This window comes from Aeromonas sp. QDB54 (genome assembly GCF_027707385.1).
Classification (GTDB): Bacteria; Pseudomonadota; Gammaproteobacteria; order Enterobacterales; family Aeromonadaceae; genus Aeromonas; species Aeromonas hydrophila.
In genome coordinates, this window is record NZ_JAPCIT010000002.1 from 246,004 (window position 1) to 262,305 (window position 16,302).

Sequence of the window (16,302 nt, forward strand, 5' to 3'; positions counted from 1 at the left end):
AACGATGAAAGAGATGTTTTTCAACTGGTTGTCAGGCCTGGGGGTCGATGTGACCCCCATGATGGCCCTGGTGATCGCCCTGGGGTTCATCGTGCTGACCGCCATGGTGCTGCACCTGGTGCTGCACCGCATCCTGCTGGTGCGCCTGGTGGGGCTGCTCGGCAAGACCAAGCAGATGTGGCTGCCGCCCCAGTTGCAGCAACGTCTCTTCTACCGGCTCGCCTTCGTGTTCCAGGGCGCCGTGCTGCTCGGTCAGGCGGAGATCTGGCTGCCCAAAGCGTCCGGGAGCCTGGCGCTTATCGAGTTGCTGGCCCAGCTCTGGATCCTGCTGTTCCTGCTGCTGGCTCTGTTCGCCCTGCTCGACTGCATGCTGTCGGTGAGCCGTTACACCCGGCTCGGGCGGGATCTGCCCCTGCGCGGCATCTTCCAGGGGGTGAAACTGGTGGGCAGCATCCTGGTGGGCATCCTGATGATCGCCCTGCTGCTCGGCAAGTCGCCCCTCTTCCTGTTCAGCGGCCTGGGGGCCATGACCGCGGTATTGATGTTGGTGTTCAAGGACCCCATCCTCGGGCTGGTGGCGGGGATCCAGCTCTCCGCCAACCGCATGCTGAGCGTCGGTGACTGGCTGCAGATGGACAAGTACGGTGCGGACGGCGAGGTGACCGACATCGGCCTCACCACGGTCAAGGTGTCGAACTGGGACAAGACCATCACTACCATCCCTACCTATGCCCTCATCTCCGACTCCTTCAAGAACTGGCAGGGGATGACCGAATCCGGCGGGCGCCGCATCAAGCGCAGCGTCAACATCGACATGACCAGCGTGCGCTTCCTCACCTCGCAGGAGCAGTTGCAGCTCAAGCAGGCCAGGTTGCTGGCACCCTACCTCAGCCGCAAGGAGCAGGAGCTCAGCAGCTACAACCAGCAGCTCAGCGATGCCATCAGCTGCCCCATCAATGGTCGCCACCTCACCAACCTCGGCACCCTGCGCGCCTATCTGGATGCCTACCTGCGGGCTCATGCGGGCATTCGCAAGGACATGACCCTGATGGTGCGCCAGTTGGCACCGACCACGGACGGCCTGCCGCTGGAGATCTACTGCTTCACGGCGACCACCGCCTGGGCCGAGTATGAAGGGATACAGGCTGATATTTTCGACCACATATTTGCGATAATTGAGCAATTCCATCTGCGTTTGCATCAGTCGCCAACCGGTTATGACATGCACAGTTGGAAAAACGGCTGATCCCGCTTATGACAAGGTGCCGCGGCGCAGCGCGGCACCGTATTTAATCACCGACCCGTCAGCACGTGGCGGTTGAAATTTGAATGGCAGAGGAGAAAAATGGCGGCCTTCTCTTCGCCCCGGGCGCGCCCGTCGCCTCCGCGCTGGCCAGAGTGCTGAACCACCCCCTTTATCACAGGAAAGTTATGAAGCTCCTCCACAACACGGCGGCCGCACTGTGCTGCTCCCTGATCCTGGCCGCCATGCCCGCCCTCGCCATCGAATATGCCCTGCCCGCAGCCAACAGCCGCCTGGTGGGGGAGAACCTGGACTACGTGGTGTCCCCGGAAGAGGCGGGCCAACCCCTGGAAGCGGCAGCGGCCAGATTCCAGCTCGGCTTGACCAACATGCTGGAAGCCAACCCCAAGGCAGACCCCCTGCTGCTGCAGGCGGGCGAGAAGCTGGTCGTGCCGCATCAGCTGATCCTGCCGGATGCCCCCCGTGAAGGCATCGTGCTGAACGTCGCCGAGATGCGCCTCTACTACTACCCCAAAGGCAAGAAGGTGGTGGAAGTGCTGCCGATTGGCATCGGCCAGCTCGGCACCGACACCCCGGAAGACTGGGTGACCAGCGTGCAGCGCAAGAAGGCGGGCCCAACCTGGACCCCGACCGCGAAGATGCACGCCGAGTACGCCGCCCGTGGCGAGAGCCTGCCGGCAGTGTGGCCGGCCGGCCCGGACAACCCCATGGGGCTGTTCGCGCTCTACATCGGCAAGATGTACGCCATCCACGGCACCAACGCCCAGTTCGGCATCGGCCTGCGGGTGAGCCACGGCTGCGTGCGCCTGCGCAACGACGACATCGAGTACCTTTTCAAGAAGGTACCGGTCGGTACCCGCGTCCAGTTCGTCAACCAGCCGATCAAGGCCAGCGTCGAGCCGGATGGTCGCCGCTACCTGGAAGTGCATCAGCCGCTCTCCCGCAATCAGGAGGAGTTCAACTCCAGCCTGCCTGCGCCGCTGCCGATGACCCCGGCGGTGACCCGCTTCATCGCCCACGCCGACAGCGACTCCCAGCTGGTCAAGCAGGCGCTGGAGCAGCGCAGCGGCATGCCGATCGCGATCAATCGCTGATTGGTGCCTGCCGACATGGCCCCGACCTCTGGTCGGGGCTTTTTTTTGCGGCCGTGGAGGGGCTGTGCCGCGCTCGTGCCCGGCGGATAAGCAGTTGCTGTGTCAGGATAAAATCTGGCGGAACGGGGCAAAGCTGGTCTGTTGGTTAAAGATGAAACGTTTATATTGTGTTTTCTGTTTGTTAAAAAAGGTTGAGGTCATGGGATCTGCTGATTAAGCTAGGGCGGTTTTTTTAAGGAAGAGCCCGTCGTCAGAACGGGTACACATGTCACATAACGGAGTTTTGAATGACAGCCAGCACACCCATGCTCATCACCTTTCTGGTGTACATCCTCGGGATGGTCCTGATCGGCTTTATCGCCTATCGCGCCACCCGCAACTTTGACGACTACATTCTCGGCGGCCGCCGGATGGGGAGCTGGGTGACCGCCCTCTCCGCCGGTGCCTCCGACATGAGCGGCTGGCTCTTGATGGGCTTGCCGGGCGCCGTCTTCATCGGCGGCATCTCCGAGAGCTGGATCGCCATCGGCCTCACCCTGGGGGCCTACCTCAACTGGCGCTGGGTCGCCGGCCGGTTGCGGGTGCATACCGAGAAGAACCGCAACGCCCTGACCCTGCCGGACTACTTCACTTACCGCTTCGAGGACAAGAGCCGGGTGCTGCGGATCCTCTCCGCCCTGGTGATCCTGCTGTTCTTCACTATCTACTGCGCCTCCGGCGTGGTGGCCGGTGCCCGCCTGTTCGAGAGCACCTTCGGCATGAGCTATGACACCGCCCTCTGGGTCGGCGCCGCGGCCACCATCACCTACACCTTCTTCGGCGGCTTCCTCGCGGTGAGCTGGACCGATACGGTGCAGGCCACCCTGATGATCTTCGCCCTGATCCTCACCCCGGTGTTCGTCATCATTGCGGTGGGCGGCATCGACACCGCCATGGTGCAGGTGGCGGCGCAGAACGCCAGCAACCTCGACATGTTCAAGAACCTGGACTTTATCGCCATCATCTCGCTGATGGCCTGGGGCCTGGGCTACTTCGGCCAGCCCCACATCCTGGCGCGCTTCATGGCGGCGGACTCCCACCACTCCATGGCCAATGCCCGCCGCATCAGCATGACCTGGATGGTGCTGTGCCTGGGTGGCGCCGTGGCCATCGGCTTCTTCGGCCTGGCCTACTTCTCCACCTTCACCGAACAGGCGGCCGGCGTCACCGGCAACCCGGAGCGGGTCTTCATCGAGCTCTCCAAGATCCTGTTCAACCCCTGGATCGCCGGCGTGCTGCTCTCCGCCATCCTGGCGGCGGTGATGAGTACCCTCAGTTGCCAGCTGCTGGTCTGCTCCAGTGCCATCACCGAGGATCTCTACAAGCCGTTCCTGCGCAAGAACGCCTCCCAGCAGGAGCTGGTGTGGGTCGGCCGTGCCATGGTGCTGGTGATCGCGCTCATCGCCATCGCCGTCGCCATGAACCCGGAGAACCGGGTACTGGGGCTGGTGAGCTACGCCTGGGCTGGCTTTGGTGCCGCCTTCGGCCCCGTGGTGCTGCTCTCCGTGCTCTGGTCGCGGATGACCCGCAACGGCGCCCTGGCGGGCATGCTGGTGGGCGCTCTGACCGTCATCGTCTGGAAGCAGTTCGGCTGGCTGGGGCTCTATGAAATCATCCCGGGCTTCCTCTTCTCCGGACTCGCCATTGTCGTGTTCAGCCTGCTGGACAAGGCCCCCTCCAAGGCCATGCTGGAGCGCTTCGACGACGCCGAGCGCGAGTTCCAGACCCCGCCGGATGCGCTGGGTCAGCCGGTGACCGTCAACTGAGTTGGATACTTTGCATAACAAAAAAGCCCCGCAATGCGGGGCTTTTTTATGGACGACGATTTAGCCGGCGCACATCGGTGCGGGCCGCCGCACCGGTGCGTGTCAGCCAGCGGGCTCTGTCCTGATTGTTGGCTGTATGCATGGGCCCCAGATGCTGGCGGTGGGTCAGCCGGATGCCGCACAACCCCAGTACCTGCTTGTCGAGGATCCGCGAGGCGGGCTCCCCCAGCCACCAGCGGTAGTACCAGACTGGGCTGTCCATGGTGAGCAGCAGCCGCGCCGTTTTGCCTGCGAGCAGGCGCAGTGGCTGGGCCTTGCCCTTGACATATTGAAAGGCGAAGCCGGAGAGCAGGGTGCGATCCAGCAGGCCCTTGAGACGGGCCGGCATGCCACCCCACCAGAGGGGGGAGACTATCACCAGATGATGAGCGGCAGTCAGGCTCTGCTGCAACGCCAGCAGATCCGGCTCCAGCGGTGGCATAAGGTCATAGCCATGGCGCAAGTTCGGCTCGAAGGCGAGCTCGCCCACGTGCAGCAGAGTGACCTCTGCGCCTGCCTCCTCGGCGCTGCGAGCATACTCGCGGGCCAGGGCATGGCAGAAACTGTCGGGTTTGGGATTGCCGTTGAGAACAAGCAGGTTGGGGGTCATGGTATGGCTCCTTGAAGTGAGCCCCCATTACACCCCTTGTCCCATGGGACAGAGTCAAGCCACCTTGTGCCCACGATCCGCTGCGGCGGGATGACCCTGAGCGTCGGGGGATTGCCGCACCGGGGCGCCATAGCGGCAGGGGTGCTGCGCGAGCAGCGTGGCGCACTGACTCAGCCCCTGATGCTGGCGTTGCAACCTGGTGACCTCCGCCTCGATCTGTGCCAACTTGCCTGCGATAAGCTGCTCCACCTTCTGCCAGGGGAAGTGATCGAGGCTGGTGACGCCCTTGAGCAGGGGAACCAGCTCCCCGAGCCTGCAGCCAAGCCGCTGGGCTTCACGGATAAAGCCGACCCACTCCAGATCCTCGGCCCGGTAGACGCGATAACTGCCGCGCCGCCTGGGCTCGGGCAGCAGCCCGAGCTGCTCATAGAGGCGGACAGCCTTTGGGGTGGTGCCCGCCAGCCGGGCAAATTCGCCGATATACATGGTGCTGCTCGCAAAGGTGGTTTGAGAGGTGCCCACTATAGGTCAGTGGCTGGCGGGAGAGAATCCCCATGGAGGAGCTGTCGGCGCAGTGCATTGCACAGCAGCGCTCTGGATGTGGCTTTGCCCCATAGAATGCGAGGGCCGGGGTTTCGCCCGCCCTTCGGGCCGGGGCGAGTGACTTTGGAAAGACCCAAAGTCACCACAGGTCTTTTCCCCCGGCAAGCCGTCCGCTTCGCGGATTCCCTAGCCTCCTTCATCGGGTCGGACGGATCGCCGCACACGGCACATCCCTGCGCCGCCTGCGGCTGCGCCGCCGTCCATGACGGCGCTCCTGACCCGTTGAACTCGGCTCGGCGGCTTTCAGGGGGAAACAATACCCTGCCTGTCTGCGGCGCAGTGAGGTGTTCGTAGGGGCGGGATATGGCCGAGCTGACCCGTGATGGGGCCGCAACAGGCGCTGGTGGATTGGTGATCGCCACTATAAGAGAAAATGTGGTCATCCACGGAGAACCCATAAATTCCATTTATAGTGACTCTGGCGAGCCAGACAGGACCACCTGGTGGCCGAAATGGGCTCCCCAAGGGGATTTCCCGACCCTTGTTTATGTCGTGGCTGGGTTATAGACGAGAGTTTGAATACGCTGAGCTATTCGTACCTGTGAACTGAACATCAACATCAGTACCGAGCAAAATTCCAGAGGTTACGAATCACTCCTTGATGCTTTGCGATGCTTTAATCTGGCGTCGATTTTATCCGAAAGATCTTGGAAACCGTCCAGATCAAAAGGGGCGTAAATACGCTTGAGGCTGTTGGTTCGAATGACCATGCAATCGACGATAAGCATTTTTCCCATGCTGACCCCCACCATCTCGTTATATGGTATGGATACTTTTCGGAAAAATCGGTTTCTACCTACCACATCTTCACTTCTCAATTCGACAGAAAACAATCTGGAAGCTTGAGCCATCACGAACGATACGATAAAGGCTGCCAGCTGTATTTTTAGATATTGGTAAAAGAGCCAGATGCCCAACTCCATGTTGAGTTGCATTTTGTATGTGGAGAGTACAACACCCCCTGCAAACATCAATGTGATAAATATAAGGAACCGCTTGCTCATTGAGAGTAATGGTTGCGTCCAATTTAATAGGTATTTCATTGCTTATTCCAGTCAGATTGAAATATAACGAATGTTAATCAGTGGCTGATAGAGGATACCCATCTTGTCAGGACCGCCTGCTATCGATATGGTGGACGACTCGGATTTTTTTTTGGTCGGGTTATTCGTGATTGTCAGAATATGCTTCGCTATTTGAACCTGATGGCTCTTATAAATTAAGGGAAGGTTGAAGGCTCGTAGAGGGGCATTTCATTTAAAATGTATATTCTGTGCTTTTTTAACTTCATTCGCCATAGAAGAAAATGCATTGTAGATTTGTGATAACTTTCTGAAATCACATCTTGGTACAAATAATCTGCTAGTATTTGTTAATTGAGCGTAGATGCGTTTGCAGCGTAATTCATGTATATCATTATGTAAAGTAAAGTTATATACAATCAAAAAACCATCAACCATAAAATAGTAGTATATTTCATCTTGATGACTTTCATAATCTAGGTTGAATAATGCGCCCTTCAATAATTCATCACCTAAATCACCTTTTTCATCAACAACTCTAAGCATTGATATTTTTACAACATGTGATAATCGTATGGATGTCTGTATTTTTAAGGTGTTATTTAATATACAAAAGCGAATTAAATCATTAAACTCAGAGCATAAATCAATGTGTTTGAATGTAGGAATGGTTGATATGGATGCACGCCACAATATAGATATCAGGAAAAGATAGAACTTATTATGGTTGAAATCGTTAAAGATAACTCCATTTTCAACCTTTTTTACGTTATTTCTATTTTTAAGTAGATCAATTCCATAAGATTCGAATTCTTTACTTATGTATTGCTCACATTCATGGCATAGTAGATACTCTTTAGGGTCATAATTTCCTGTTTTAGCGCCTTCTCCTGCAGTAAAAAGTACTGTTTGACCATTCTTTTTTCTACGTTTAATGAATGATCTAGGGATAATGTGTGATAGCTGTAGCTCTTTTTCTGTCTCGCACAGCCGACATTTGTTTACTACTGGCATATTAGCTCCAAAATATAACTAAAATTATATTTAGTCGGCTCTGGTTTAATGATTTAATCCTCCTCACAGTTCCAAGTTATGCGTATTGTTGTCACGAAGTGTTTTATTTTGTAATGTAATTTAAAGAACCCGGCTATGTTGTTTTATTATTATTGTTACTTGTCCAGAAAATATATCGGAGTGCCCAGTGTTGCTGAATTATAGGTAGTGCTCTATAGCACCATGACAGAGCCTAAACTATTGGTGTTTGATTCTATTTCTAAAACCGAATTTCCACCGATTCCGCACTGCGCTTTGCCTCACCGTGATAAACCGTCTCGATATTATTGCCATCGGGATCGAGAACGAAGGTGGCGTAATAGCCGGGGTGATAATTGCGCTCGCCGGGGGCGCCGTTGTCCTGGCCGCCATTGGCCAGCGCTGCCTGATAGAAGCGATCCACCATGGCCCTGTCTTGTGCCTGAAAGGCGAGGTGATGGCGGCCGGTCAATACCCCCAGCGCCGCCGGGCTGTCTACAGCCGTGACAAACAGCTCGTCTGCCCAGAAATAACCCTCACCGGTGCCGCCTATGGGGATGTCGAGGGCGGCCAGTGCGGCCGTGTAAAAACGCTGGCTGGCGGCCAGGTCTTTCACCACCAGCTGGAGATGGTCGATCAGCCGACCGCGATGCAGTGTTTGTGTTTCCATACACCACCTTGCTTTACATGTTGTGGATGAGTCGCCTGCCGCCCCTCGCCGTGATCGACAGGAGTTGGCAAGCCGATGGCATGGCTACCGCCCCTGAATTTCAGCCTCCAGTTTGCTGCTTTGTAACCAACGGGGATGGCGGAGAGGGCTCATGGGTGACTCCGACGAGGCTTGGATTGCCATTCGGGTATGGTAGCGAGAGAGGGGCGCAGGGGAAGGGCGGGGTGATAAATGTTGGGGCGGGATCAACAAATTGGTCAGTACGGCAGGTGGGATTCCCTTGCCGGGGGGAGAGAAGCTGGTCCAAGTGTGGGGAGGGGCCGCAGCTCCTCCCTCATGCCAGTGCAAGCTGCTGACGGGCGCGCCACAGCCGCTCGTGGAAGAAGAACACCACTGTGTTGATGGCAGGCTCGATCATCGCCATCACGCCGCCGGTGAGCAGCTCGCCGCTCAGCAGGTAGGCGACGGCGAAGGCCACCGAGAAGTGCACCAGGGCGAAGCTGCTGGTCTTGGCCTGCAGGCTGTGGTGGGGCTTGAGCTTGTGCCAGCCGAGATCATGAAAGTAGAAGGCGACCGTGTTGACGGCGGGTTCGATCAAGGCGATCAGGCTGGCGGTGAGCAGTTCACCGGTCAGCAGGTAAGCCACGGTGAAGGCCACGGTGAAGTGCAAAACGGCAAAGCTGATGGTCTTTTTCATGATGGCGGCTCCCTCTGGTGATGAGCAGAGTATCCCCCGAAATCACATCAAATGAAAACTATTCTCACCTAATGATTGGATAGGGAGAGCCTATCAAGTGAGAACGCCCTCACCGGATTGGGAGTTGCCTGGGGCCACAGCGGCGCTAGAGTGAGCCTTTGCCATGAAAAAGGAGCTTTCATGCATATGAATATCAACGCCACCCTGATGGGGCAGTTCATCCTGTTGCTGATGATCATCGTCGGCGTCGTGGCCTGGCGACTGGCCCGCCGCAAGAGTGAGCATCCGGCGCTGATCACCGTGCTGTGCATGCTGCTCAGTCTGGCCCCGCCTTTCGCCCTGCTGGCGCTGCTTATTCTGGCGCTCTGGCGGGATCTGCCGGGCAAAACGTGAGGTTGGCCGACATGCTAAAAGCCCCGTGACGGGGCTTTTTTATTTGGGCGTCTCCCGCGCAGCTGCCGGTTGGGGCGGCAAGAGGCGGGCGAGGGGCTCACCGGCTGAGGGCGGCGATCCGCTCATGGGCCTGGCGCATGCCCTGCTCCGCCCCGTGGGGGTACAGGTCCATCCCTTCCGCGTAGACGAACTCCACCTGCGCGATGCCCATCAGGCCGAGCACGGACTCGAGGTAGGGGGTGACCGCATCCGTTGTCTGTCCTTGATGCACGCCGCCGCGGCTACTGAACACCAGAGCTTTTACCCCCTCCACCAGCCCCATGGGGTAGCTGTCGGTGTAGCGAAAGGTGACCCTGGCTCGCGCCACCAGATCGAACCAGTTCTTGAGCGGGGTCGGCACGTTGAGGTTGTACATGGGGGCGCCGATCAGCAGCAGGTCGGCGGCCTTGAGCTCGGCAATCAGTTGATCCGACAGCGCCACCGCCTGGCGGATGGCCTCGCTGGCTGACTCTGCCCCCCGCAGGGCGTGAAACAGTGCGCTGTCCAGTGGCGGCAGGGTGAGGGCCGGCAGGTCGCGTACCACCACCTGGTCCTGGTGGCCCTGCTCCCGGCGCGCTTGCAGAAAGCGCTCCATCAACTGGTTGGTGCGGGACGCGGGGCCGTTGAGGCTGGATTGCAGCAGCAGGATCTGACTCATGAGGTGAACTCCATCTGACAAAGTGTGGGGATGGAGGGAGCTTATCAGTCATTTTTTTCCGCAGTGCTGATACTATTTCGCCATATTGGTTCCACAAGGTATGCAATAGATGGCAAACAGTCTCAATGGCCTCGATCTGTTCGCCAGCGTGGTGGAGGCGGGCAGTTTCGCCCAGGCCGCCGAGCGGCTCCACCTCACCCGCTCGGCGGTGGGCAAGGGGATTGCCCGGCTCGAGCAGCGTCTCGGCGTCCAGCTGTTTCACCGCACCACCCGCAGCCAGAGCCTGACCGAGGAGGGGGCGCTGTTCCATCGCCACTGCCTGCGGGCGCTGGAGGAGGTGCGCCTCGGCGAGGCGGCGCTGGCCAGCAACAAGCTCACTCTCAACGGCAGCCTCAAGGTCTCCATGCCGGTGCTGTTCGGTCAGCTGTGCGTGGCGCCCCTGCTGCTGGAGCTGGCGCAGGCTCATCCCGGGCTGGCGCTGTCGCTGTCGTTCAGTGACCGCAAGGTGGATCTGGTGGAGGAGGGGCTCGATCTGGTGATCCGCAACGGGGAGCCGCCGGACAGCCTGGATCTGGCGGCGCGCCGGCTCGGCGAGCACGGCATGACGCTCTGCGCTGCGCCCGCCTATCTGGCCGAGCGGGGCGAACCGATGACGCTGGCGGATCTGGCCGAGCACGAGGGCATCGCCTATCTGCGGCAGGGGCGGGTGCTGGCGTGGCAGTGGCAGCTGGATGGCCAGTGGCAATCGGTGCGACCGACGGGGCGCCTGCAGCTCGACGATCTGCACGCCATCACCCAGGCGGCCATCGCTGGCTTTGGCCTGGCCTGGTTGCCGACCTGGCTGGCGCGCCCGCACCTTGAGCGGGGCGAGCTGTGCGAAGTGCTGGGCTCCCTCAAGGGCAGGCGTTATCCCATCAATGCCCTCTGGCCCCACAGCCCGCACCTGCCGCTCAAGACCAGAATGGCCATCGACTGGTTGGCGAGCCGGCTGCCGGAGCGGCTTGCCAGCGTGGCGGGGGCAGGCAGCCATGACCAATAAAAAGGGCCTGCAGTGGCAGGCCCTTGGCGGTGTGCGAGTGATGGAAGGCGTTACGCTTCAACCTTGTTGAGCCACTCGACCTTGTACTGGGCGCCGGCGCCCTGCGCCAGCTTGGCACACAGGGGTTTGAGGAAGGCTTCGATCTGCTCGTCCAGCAGCCAGGGGGGGCTCACTATCAGCATGCCTGAGCCGTTCATGCCCCAGTCGGCGGTCTGGCCGGCCACTTCCAGCTCGGCCACCAGGACGTTGCCGAAATTCTCCCGCTTGATGGCGCGCAGCATGTCGCGGGACTTGTCCGCCTCTTCCCCGAGGATGGGATACCAGAGGGCGTAGATGCCGGTGGCCCAGCGTTTTTGCGCCTTTTTCAGGGTATCGACCACGGCGAAGTAATCTTCCTTCAGCTCATAGGGCGGGTCGATCAGCACCAGGCCGCGGCGCGGCGTGGGCGGCAGCAGGGCCACCAGCCCCTCGAAGCCATCACGATGGTGGACGGCGACGCGGGGGTCGTAACCCATGTTAGCGCGCAGGTCTTCCACCTCGTTGTTGTGCAGCTCCATCAGCGCCAGCTTGTCCTGCTCGCGGGCGAGGCGACGGGACAGCTCCGGCGAGCCGGGGTAGTAGTGCAGCTGACCATCGCTGTTCATCTCCTCGATGACGCCGAGATAGGGGGCCATGGTGGACCACTGGGCCCGCTCATCCCACAGCCGGCCAATGCCGTCGGCATATTCCGCCTTCTTCTGGGACCAGTCGCCGCGCAGGTCGTAGAGACCGCCGCCGGCATGGGTATCCAGCACGATGAAGGGTTTCTCCTTCTTCTTGAGGGACTCGATGATCAGGGCCTGAACGGCGTGTTTCAGCACGTCGGCGTGGTTGCCGGCGTGAAAGGCGTGGCGATAACTCAGCATATTAGGTCTCTGAGGGGGCCCTGCTGGGCCCCCAGTAACAATAGATAGTTCAACAGGTTGCGGCTGTTGCCGCGAAACAGGGTGAGGCTGCGCAGGGTCTGCAGCAGCACCCCTTGTTGCAGTCGCTCCAGCTCCAGCTCGTGGGCCAGCATGGCCTGATACTCCTGCGCGCCGAGCCGCGCCTTGGCGCTCGAACGCAGGGTGCGCCAGGGGCCGAGCACCGCCTCGGTCTGCACCAGCGCCGGTTGCAGGTCGGTCAGATCGACCGGGATCCCGCACAGATCCAGCCGATGCAGCAGCAGGGCCAGGTTGACGTTGCCCCCCTGCGCCTGCACGCTGAGCCAGTCCTGGCTGCGCGCGCCGTACACCTTGCCACTCCACTGCCAGAAGTCGAGCGGGCCCGGCAGTTCGTGGGCGGCGATCCGCTCGCTCGCCATCAGCTGTTCGTCACGCAAGGAAGGCCTGCTCCACGGTTTCCAGCTCCTCGGAAAGGCTCATCCACTCCAGCTCCACCCCTTCCAGCTCCTCCTTGATGGGGCCCTGGGACTTGAGCAGCTCGGAGAGCTTCTGCTTGGCGCTCTCTTCATAGATGGCGGGATCGGCCAGCTGCTCTTCCACCGCGGCCAGCTTGGCCTGCAGTTTCTCCATGCTGGTTTCGAGCTTCTCCAGCTTCTGGCGCAGCGGCCGGGTCGCTTGCCGGAACTCCGCCTCGCGCCGCTTCTGATCCTTGCGCGCTACCGCCGAGTTGGCGGAGACAGGGCCATCGTCCGGTTTGGCGTTGGCCTCTTTCTCCTGCTCGCCGAGCCACTTGTGGTAGTCGTCCAGATCGCCGTCGAACGGCTCGACCCGGCCACCGTGCACCAGATAGAAGTCATCTGTGGTGGTACGCAGCAGGTGCCGGTCGTGGGACACCACCACCATGGCGCCCTCGAAGCCTTGCAGCGCCATGGTCAGGGCGTGGCGCATTTCCAGATCCAGGTGGTTGGTCGGTTCATCCAGCAGCAGCAGGTTGGGCTTTTGCCAGGTGATGAGGGCCAGCACCAGCCGCGCCTTCTCGCCGCCGGAGAAGGGGGCCACCTTGTCGAGCGCCTTGTCACCGTGAAAGCCAAAGCTGCCCAGGTAGTTGCGCAGCTCCTGCTCGGTTTTGTCCGGCGCGAGGCGCACCAGGTGATCGAGGGGCGAGTCGTCCAGGCGCAGGGTCTCCAGCTGATGCTGGGCGAAGTAGCCGATGCTGACCCCGGCGCTCACCTCGAGCTTGCCGGAGAGCGGCGGGTTGGAGCCCGACAGCATCTTGATGAAGGTGGATTTGCCAGCGCCGTTGCGACCGAGCAGGCCGATGCGCGAACCCGGCACCAGGTTGAGTTTGATCTTCTCCAGGATCACCTTGTCGCCGTAACCGGCAGAGAGGTTCTCCATGGCAATCAGCGGGGTCGGCAGGGCCGACGGCTCGCGAAACTCGAAGCTGAATTCGGAGTCGGCGTGGGCGGGCAGGATCTTCTCCATCCGCTCCATCGCTTTCAGTCGGCTCTGGGCTTGACGGGCCTTGGAGGCCTTGTAGCGGAAGCGGTCCACATACGCTTGCATGTGGGACATCTCGCGCTGCTGTTTCTCGTACATGGATTGCTGCTGGGCCAGGTGTTCGGCGCGCTGCAGCTCGAAGTCGGAGTAGCCGCCGGTGTATTCGTTGAGCTTGCCGTTCTCGATGTGGATGATGCGGCTGATGACCGAATCGAGGAAGTCGCGGTCATGGGAGATCAGCACCAGCGTGCCCTGATAGGCTTTGAGCCACTTCTCCAGCCAGATGACGGCGTCGAGATCCAGGTGGTTGGTCGGTTCATCCAGCAGCAGCAGATCGGAGCGGCAGAGCAGCGCCTGGGCCAGGTTCAGGCGCATGCGCCAGCCACCGGAGAAGCTGCGTACCGGTGAACTCAGCTGCTCGTCGCTGAAACCGAGGCCGTGCAGCAGTTCGGCGGCGCGGGCACGAATGCTGTAGGCGCCGATAGTGTCGAGCTTGCCGTGCAGCTCGGCCACCAGCAGGCCGTTGTCATCCTGCTCGGCCTGGGCCAGCTGGGCCTCCAGAGCGCGGAACTCCTTGTCGCCGTCGATCACGTAGTCGAGGGCGGAGCAGTCCAGCGCCGGGGTCTCCTGCGCCACGCCGGCAATCTGCCAGCCAGCGGGCAGGCTGAAGGTGCCGCTGTCGATGGCCAGCTCGCCCCGTACCAGTGCAAAAAAGGTGGACTTGCCACAGCCGTTCTTGCCCACCAGACCCACCTTGTGGCCGGGATGAATGGTGGCGGATGCGTTGTCCAGCAGCTTGCGGCCGCCGCGGATCAGTTCGATTTGACTGGCAACTATCATGGATTGGTCTGCTTGGCTCAAATGGAGGAGAAAAACTGGCGCGGATCTTACGTGAAACGGCGCAGATTTGCACTTGAGGTGGGGGGCAACCACTGGCTGGGGGGGCAAAAACATGCCATAACAGAGCAATCAGTCAGGGTTGGGGAGGTTAGCATGCTTATCAGGGACATCATGACGACCCGGGTCGCCACCGTTTCCATGGATGACCGGCTCAATGTCATCAAGGAGATCTTCGAGCAGGCTCACTTTCGTCACCTGCTGGTGCTGGAAGAGGAGGAGCTGGTGGGGGTCATTTCGGACCGGGATCTGTTCCGCGCCATCAGCCCCTATCTGGACTCCGAGGCCGAGATGAGCCGCGACACCGAGACCCTCAACCGGCGCGCCCACCAGATCATGAGTCGCCACCCCATCACCATCGCCCCCCAGCTCACGGTGCGGGACGGGGTCAAGATGATGCTGGAGAAGAACGTCTCCTGCCTGCCGGTGCTGGAAAACGGCGCCCTGGTCGGCATCATCAGCTGGAAGGATCTGCTGCGCGCCGCCCTCGACAGCGACGCCTTCTAGCCACGCCGTCACAGCTTGCAAGACAGCGAAAAGGGCTCCGAGGAGCCCTTCGTTGTTGGCGGTCATGGCGCCTTGCCCCTGTGTCAGGGCAGCGGCTCCACCAGCAGGATATGGGAGTCATGCCCCGTCACCCGCACCTTGCTGCCGGCGCTCAGCGGCTGGCTGCAGCGCACCGTCCAGGCGGTGTCGTCCAGGTGCACCCGGCTCATCCCCTGAGTCACGTCATCCAGCAGCACCAGCTCGCGGCCCAGATAGCCCTGCATCCGCTCGTTGATGGGGGCGGCGGCATCCCGGCTGGAGCGATCCCGACGGTGCTGCCAGCGCCACCAAGCCCAGGTGGTGAGCAGGGATTGCAGGCCGAACAGCAGCAGCTGCGCCTGCCAGCCGAAGGGCCAGACCAGCAGCAGCAGGCCCACTTCCAGCGCGGCGATGCCGGTCCAGAGCAGAAAGCCCACCGAGCCCAGCACCTCGATGGCCAGCAGCGCGAAGCCGAGCCCCAGCCAGTGCCAGTGGGTCAGCCCCTCGAACAGGGCTGTCATGACTTGCCGCCCTTGCCATCCTTGAACAGCTCGGCCATGCCGGCGACGGCGCCGATCAGGCTGCCCGCCTCCAGCGGCATCATCACCACCTTGCTGTTGGGGCCTTCGCCGATGCGGGCCAGCGCCTCGGTGTATTTCTGGGCCACGAAGTAGTTGATGGCCTGCAGATCCCCTTCGGCGATGGCCTTGGAGACCATGTGGGTCGCCTTGGCTTCCGCCTCGGCGGCCCGCTCGCGCGCTTCGGCGGCGAGGAAGGCGGCCTGACGTTCACCCTCGGCTTTCAGGATCTGAGACTGCTTCTCCCCTTCCGCTTTCAGGATCTTGGACTGGCGAACCCCTTCGGCTTCCAGCACCTCGGCCCGTTTCTGGCGCTCGGCCTTCATCTGGGCGTTCATGGCTTCGACCAGTGCCAGCGGCGGACGTACATCCTTGATCTCGATCCGGGTCACCTTGATGCCCCAGGGGGCGGTGGCGGCATCCATGGTGCGCAGCAGCTTCTCGTTGATGGTGTCGCGTTGGGAGAGCATCTCGTCCAGCTCCATGGCGCCGAGCACGGTCCGCATGTTGGTCATGGTCAGATTGCGGATGGCGCTGGTGAGATCGTTGACCTCATAGCCCGCCTTGCGGGCATCCACCACCTGCACGAAGCTGATGGCATCGATGGTGACGTTGGCGTTGTCGCGGGAGATCACCTCCTGCGCCGGGATGTCCAGCACCTGCTCCATCATGATGATCTTGTGGCCGACCCTGTCCACATAGGGGATCAGCAGGTTGAGGCCCGGCACCAGGGTGCGGGTGTAGCGGCCGAAGCGCTCCACGGTCCAGTTGTAGCCCTGCGGCACTATCTTGATGCCGGCGCTCAGGGTCGCGAGCACCAGAAACACGAAGATCCCCAGCACAATCAATGACTCATTCATTATTAAGCTCCTTATGAAACACTTTCACTAGCCTATGGCCTTGCGCCTGGCACC

Annotated in this window: 18 protein-coding genes; 6 read left to right on the top strand and 12 right to left on the bottom strand. The window is 60.6% G+C overall.

The window, feature by feature from the left end; genetic code table 11:
• The first annotated feature begins 4 nt into the window (after positions 1 to 4).
• The 3 genes from PG881_RS03125 (at position 5) to putP (ending at position 4,163) form a co-directional block, all read left to right on the top strand.
• Positions 5 to 1,246: a mechanosensitive ion channel family protein gene (locus tag PG881_RS03125; protein WP_270797992.1), complete on the top strand. Its 1,242-nt coding sequence runs from the start codon at positions 5 to 7 to the stop codon at positions 1,244 to 1,246.
• Positions 1,247 to 1,431: 185 nt separating this feature from the next.
• On the top strand, positions 1,432 to 2,358 hold the full coding sequence (locus tag PG881_RS03130) for a L,D-transpeptidase family protein (RefSeq protein WP_270797994.1): 927 nt from the start codon (positions 1,432 to 1,434) through the stop codon (positions 2,356 to 2,358).
• A 287-nt stretch (positions 2,359 to 2,645) separates the two neighbouring features.
• Positions 2,646 to 4,163 (top strand): sodium/proline symporter PutP, encoded by a 1,518-nt coding sequence (putP, locus tag PG881_RS03135; protein WP_011707325.1) that lies wholly within the window; start codon positions 2,646 to 2,648, stop codon positions 4,161 to 4,163.
• Between the two features lie 46 nt (positions 4,164 to 4,209).
• Here putP and PG881_RS03140 read toward each other — a convergent pair whose 3' ends face one another.
• The 6 genes from PG881_RS03140 to PG881_RS03165 form a co-directional block, all read right to left on the bottom strand.
• On the bottom strand, positions 4,210 to 4,812 hold the full coding sequence (locus PG881_RS03140; protein ID WP_270797995.1) for an NAD(P)H-dependent oxidoreductase: 603 nt from the start codon (positions 4,810 to 4,812) through the stop codon (positions 4,210 to 4,212).
• A gap of 54 nt (positions 4,813 to 4,866) precedes the next feature.
• On the bottom strand, positions 4,867 to 5,298 hold the full coding sequence (locus PG881_RS03145) for a MerR family transcriptional regulator (protein WP_270797996.1): 432 nt from the start codon (positions 5,296 to 5,298) through the stop codon (positions 4,867 to 4,869).
• 701 nt (positions 5,299 to 5,999) lie between these two features.
• Complete coding sequence (locus PG881_RS03150) at positions 6,000 to 6,458, bottom strand: hypothetical protein (RefSeq protein ID WP_270797997.1); 459 nt, start codon at positions 6,456 to 6,458, stop codon at positions 6,000 to 6,002.
• Positions 6,459 to 6,668: 210 nt separating this feature from the next.
• Complete coding sequence (locus PG881_RS03155) at positions 6,669 to 7,451, bottom strand: hypothetical protein (protein WP_270797999.1); 783 nt, start codon at positions 7,449 to 7,451, stop codon at positions 6,669 to 6,671.
• Between the two features lie 259 nt (positions 7,452 to 7,710).
• Entirely contained in the window at positions 7,711 to 8,139 is a 429-nt protein-coding gene (locus PG881_RS03160) for a VOC family protein (RefSeq protein WP_270798001.1), read from the bottom strand.
• A gap of 334 nt (positions 8,140 to 8,473) precedes the next feature.
• Complete coding sequence (locus PG881_RS03165) at positions 8,474 to 8,836, bottom strand: DUF2061 domain-containing protein (RefSeq protein WP_270798003.1); 363 nt, start codon at positions 8,834 to 8,836, stop codon at positions 8,474 to 8,476.
• 186 nt (positions 8,837 to 9,022) lie between these two features.
• On the opposite strand from PG881_RS03165, the gene PG881_RS03170 reads away from it, so the two are divergent.
• The gene (locus PG881_RS03170) at positions 9,023 to 9,229 is read left to right on the top strand and encodes a hypothetical protein (RefSeq protein WP_252377642.1); all 207 of its coding nucleotides are present in this window, start codon (positions 9,023 to 9,025) and stop codon (positions 9,227 to 9,229) included.
• A 97-nt stretch (positions 9,230 to 9,326) separates the two neighbouring features.
• Here the strand turns inward: PG881_RS03170 and PG881_RS03175 are convergent, their stop codons facing one another.
• Positions 9,327 to 9,926 carry an FMN-dependent NADH-azoreductase gene (locus PG881_RS03175; RefSeq protein ID WP_201971313.1) on the bottom strand — a complete coding sequence of 200 codons (600 nt, stop codon included), beginning with the start codon at positions 9,924 to 9,926 and terminating at the stop codon, positions 9,327 to 9,329.
• Between the two features lie 109 nt (positions 9,927 to 10,035).
• Between PG881_RS03175 and PG881_RS03180 the strand changes: the two genes are divergently transcribed.
• Positions 10,036 to 10,965, top strand: coding sequence for a LysR family transcriptional regulator (locus tag PG881_RS03180; protein WP_077096567.1), 930 nt, complete (start codon positions 10,036 to 10,038; stop codon positions 10,963 to 10,965).
• Between the two features lie 50 nt (positions 10,966 to 11,015).
• Here PG881_RS03180 and PG881_RS03185 read toward each other — a convergent pair whose 3' ends face one another.
• From PG881_RS03185 to PG881_RS03195, 3 genes are read right to left on the bottom strand one after another with little or no spacing between them, the layout of a single operon-like run.
• Positions 11,016 to 11,870: a 23S rRNA (adenine(2030)-N(6))-methyltransferase RlmJ gene (locus PG881_RS03185; RefSeq protein ID WP_259232047.1), complete on the bottom strand. Its 855-nt coding sequence runs from the start codon at positions 11,868 to 11,870 to the stop codon at positions 11,016 to 11,018.
• The gene (locus tag PG881_RS03190; protein ID WP_270798010.1) at positions 11,864 to 12,325 is read right to left on the bottom strand and encodes a DUF2390 domain-containing protein; all 462 of its coding nucleotides are present in this window, start codon (positions 12,323 to 12,325) and stop codon (positions 11,864 to 11,866) included. The genes PG881_RS03185 and PG881_RS03190 overlap by 7 nt, the downstream gene beginning before the upstream one ends.
• Positions 12,318 to 14,228: an ABC transporter ATP-binding protein gene (locus tag PG881_RS03195; RefSeq protein WP_270798012.1), complete on the bottom strand. Its 1,911-nt coding sequence runs from the start codon at positions 14,226 to 14,228 to the stop codon at positions 12,318 to 12,320. The genes PG881_RS03190 and PG881_RS03195 overlap by 8 nt, the downstream gene beginning before the upstream one ends.
• Positions 14,229 to 14,381: 153 nt before the next feature.
• Here PG881_RS03195 and PG881_RS03200 point away from each other — a divergent pair, with 153 nt between their 5' ends.
• Positions 14,382 to 14,792: a CBS domain-containing protein gene (locus PG881_RS03200; protein ID WP_011707313.1), complete on the top strand. Its 411-nt coding sequence runs from the start codon at positions 14,382 to 14,384 to the stop codon at positions 14,790 to 14,792.
• 83 nt (positions 14,793 to 14,875) lie between these two features.
• On the opposite strand, the gene PG881_RS03205 is transcribed toward PG881_RS03200, so the two are convergent.
• A complete protein-coding gene (locus PG881_RS03205; protein ID WP_041218350.1) occupies positions 14,876 to 15,331 on the bottom strand; it encodes an NfeD family protein in 456 nt (151 codons plus the stop codon).
• Positions 15,328 to 16,248, bottom strand: coding sequence for an SPFH domain-containing protein (locus PG881_RS03210; protein WP_011707311.1), 921 nt, complete (start codon positions 16,246 to 16,248; stop codon positions 15,328 to 15,330). The genes PG881_RS03205 and PG881_RS03210 overlap by 4 nt, the downstream gene beginning before the upstream one ends.
• Positions 16,249 to 16,302: the final 54 nt, after the last annotated feature.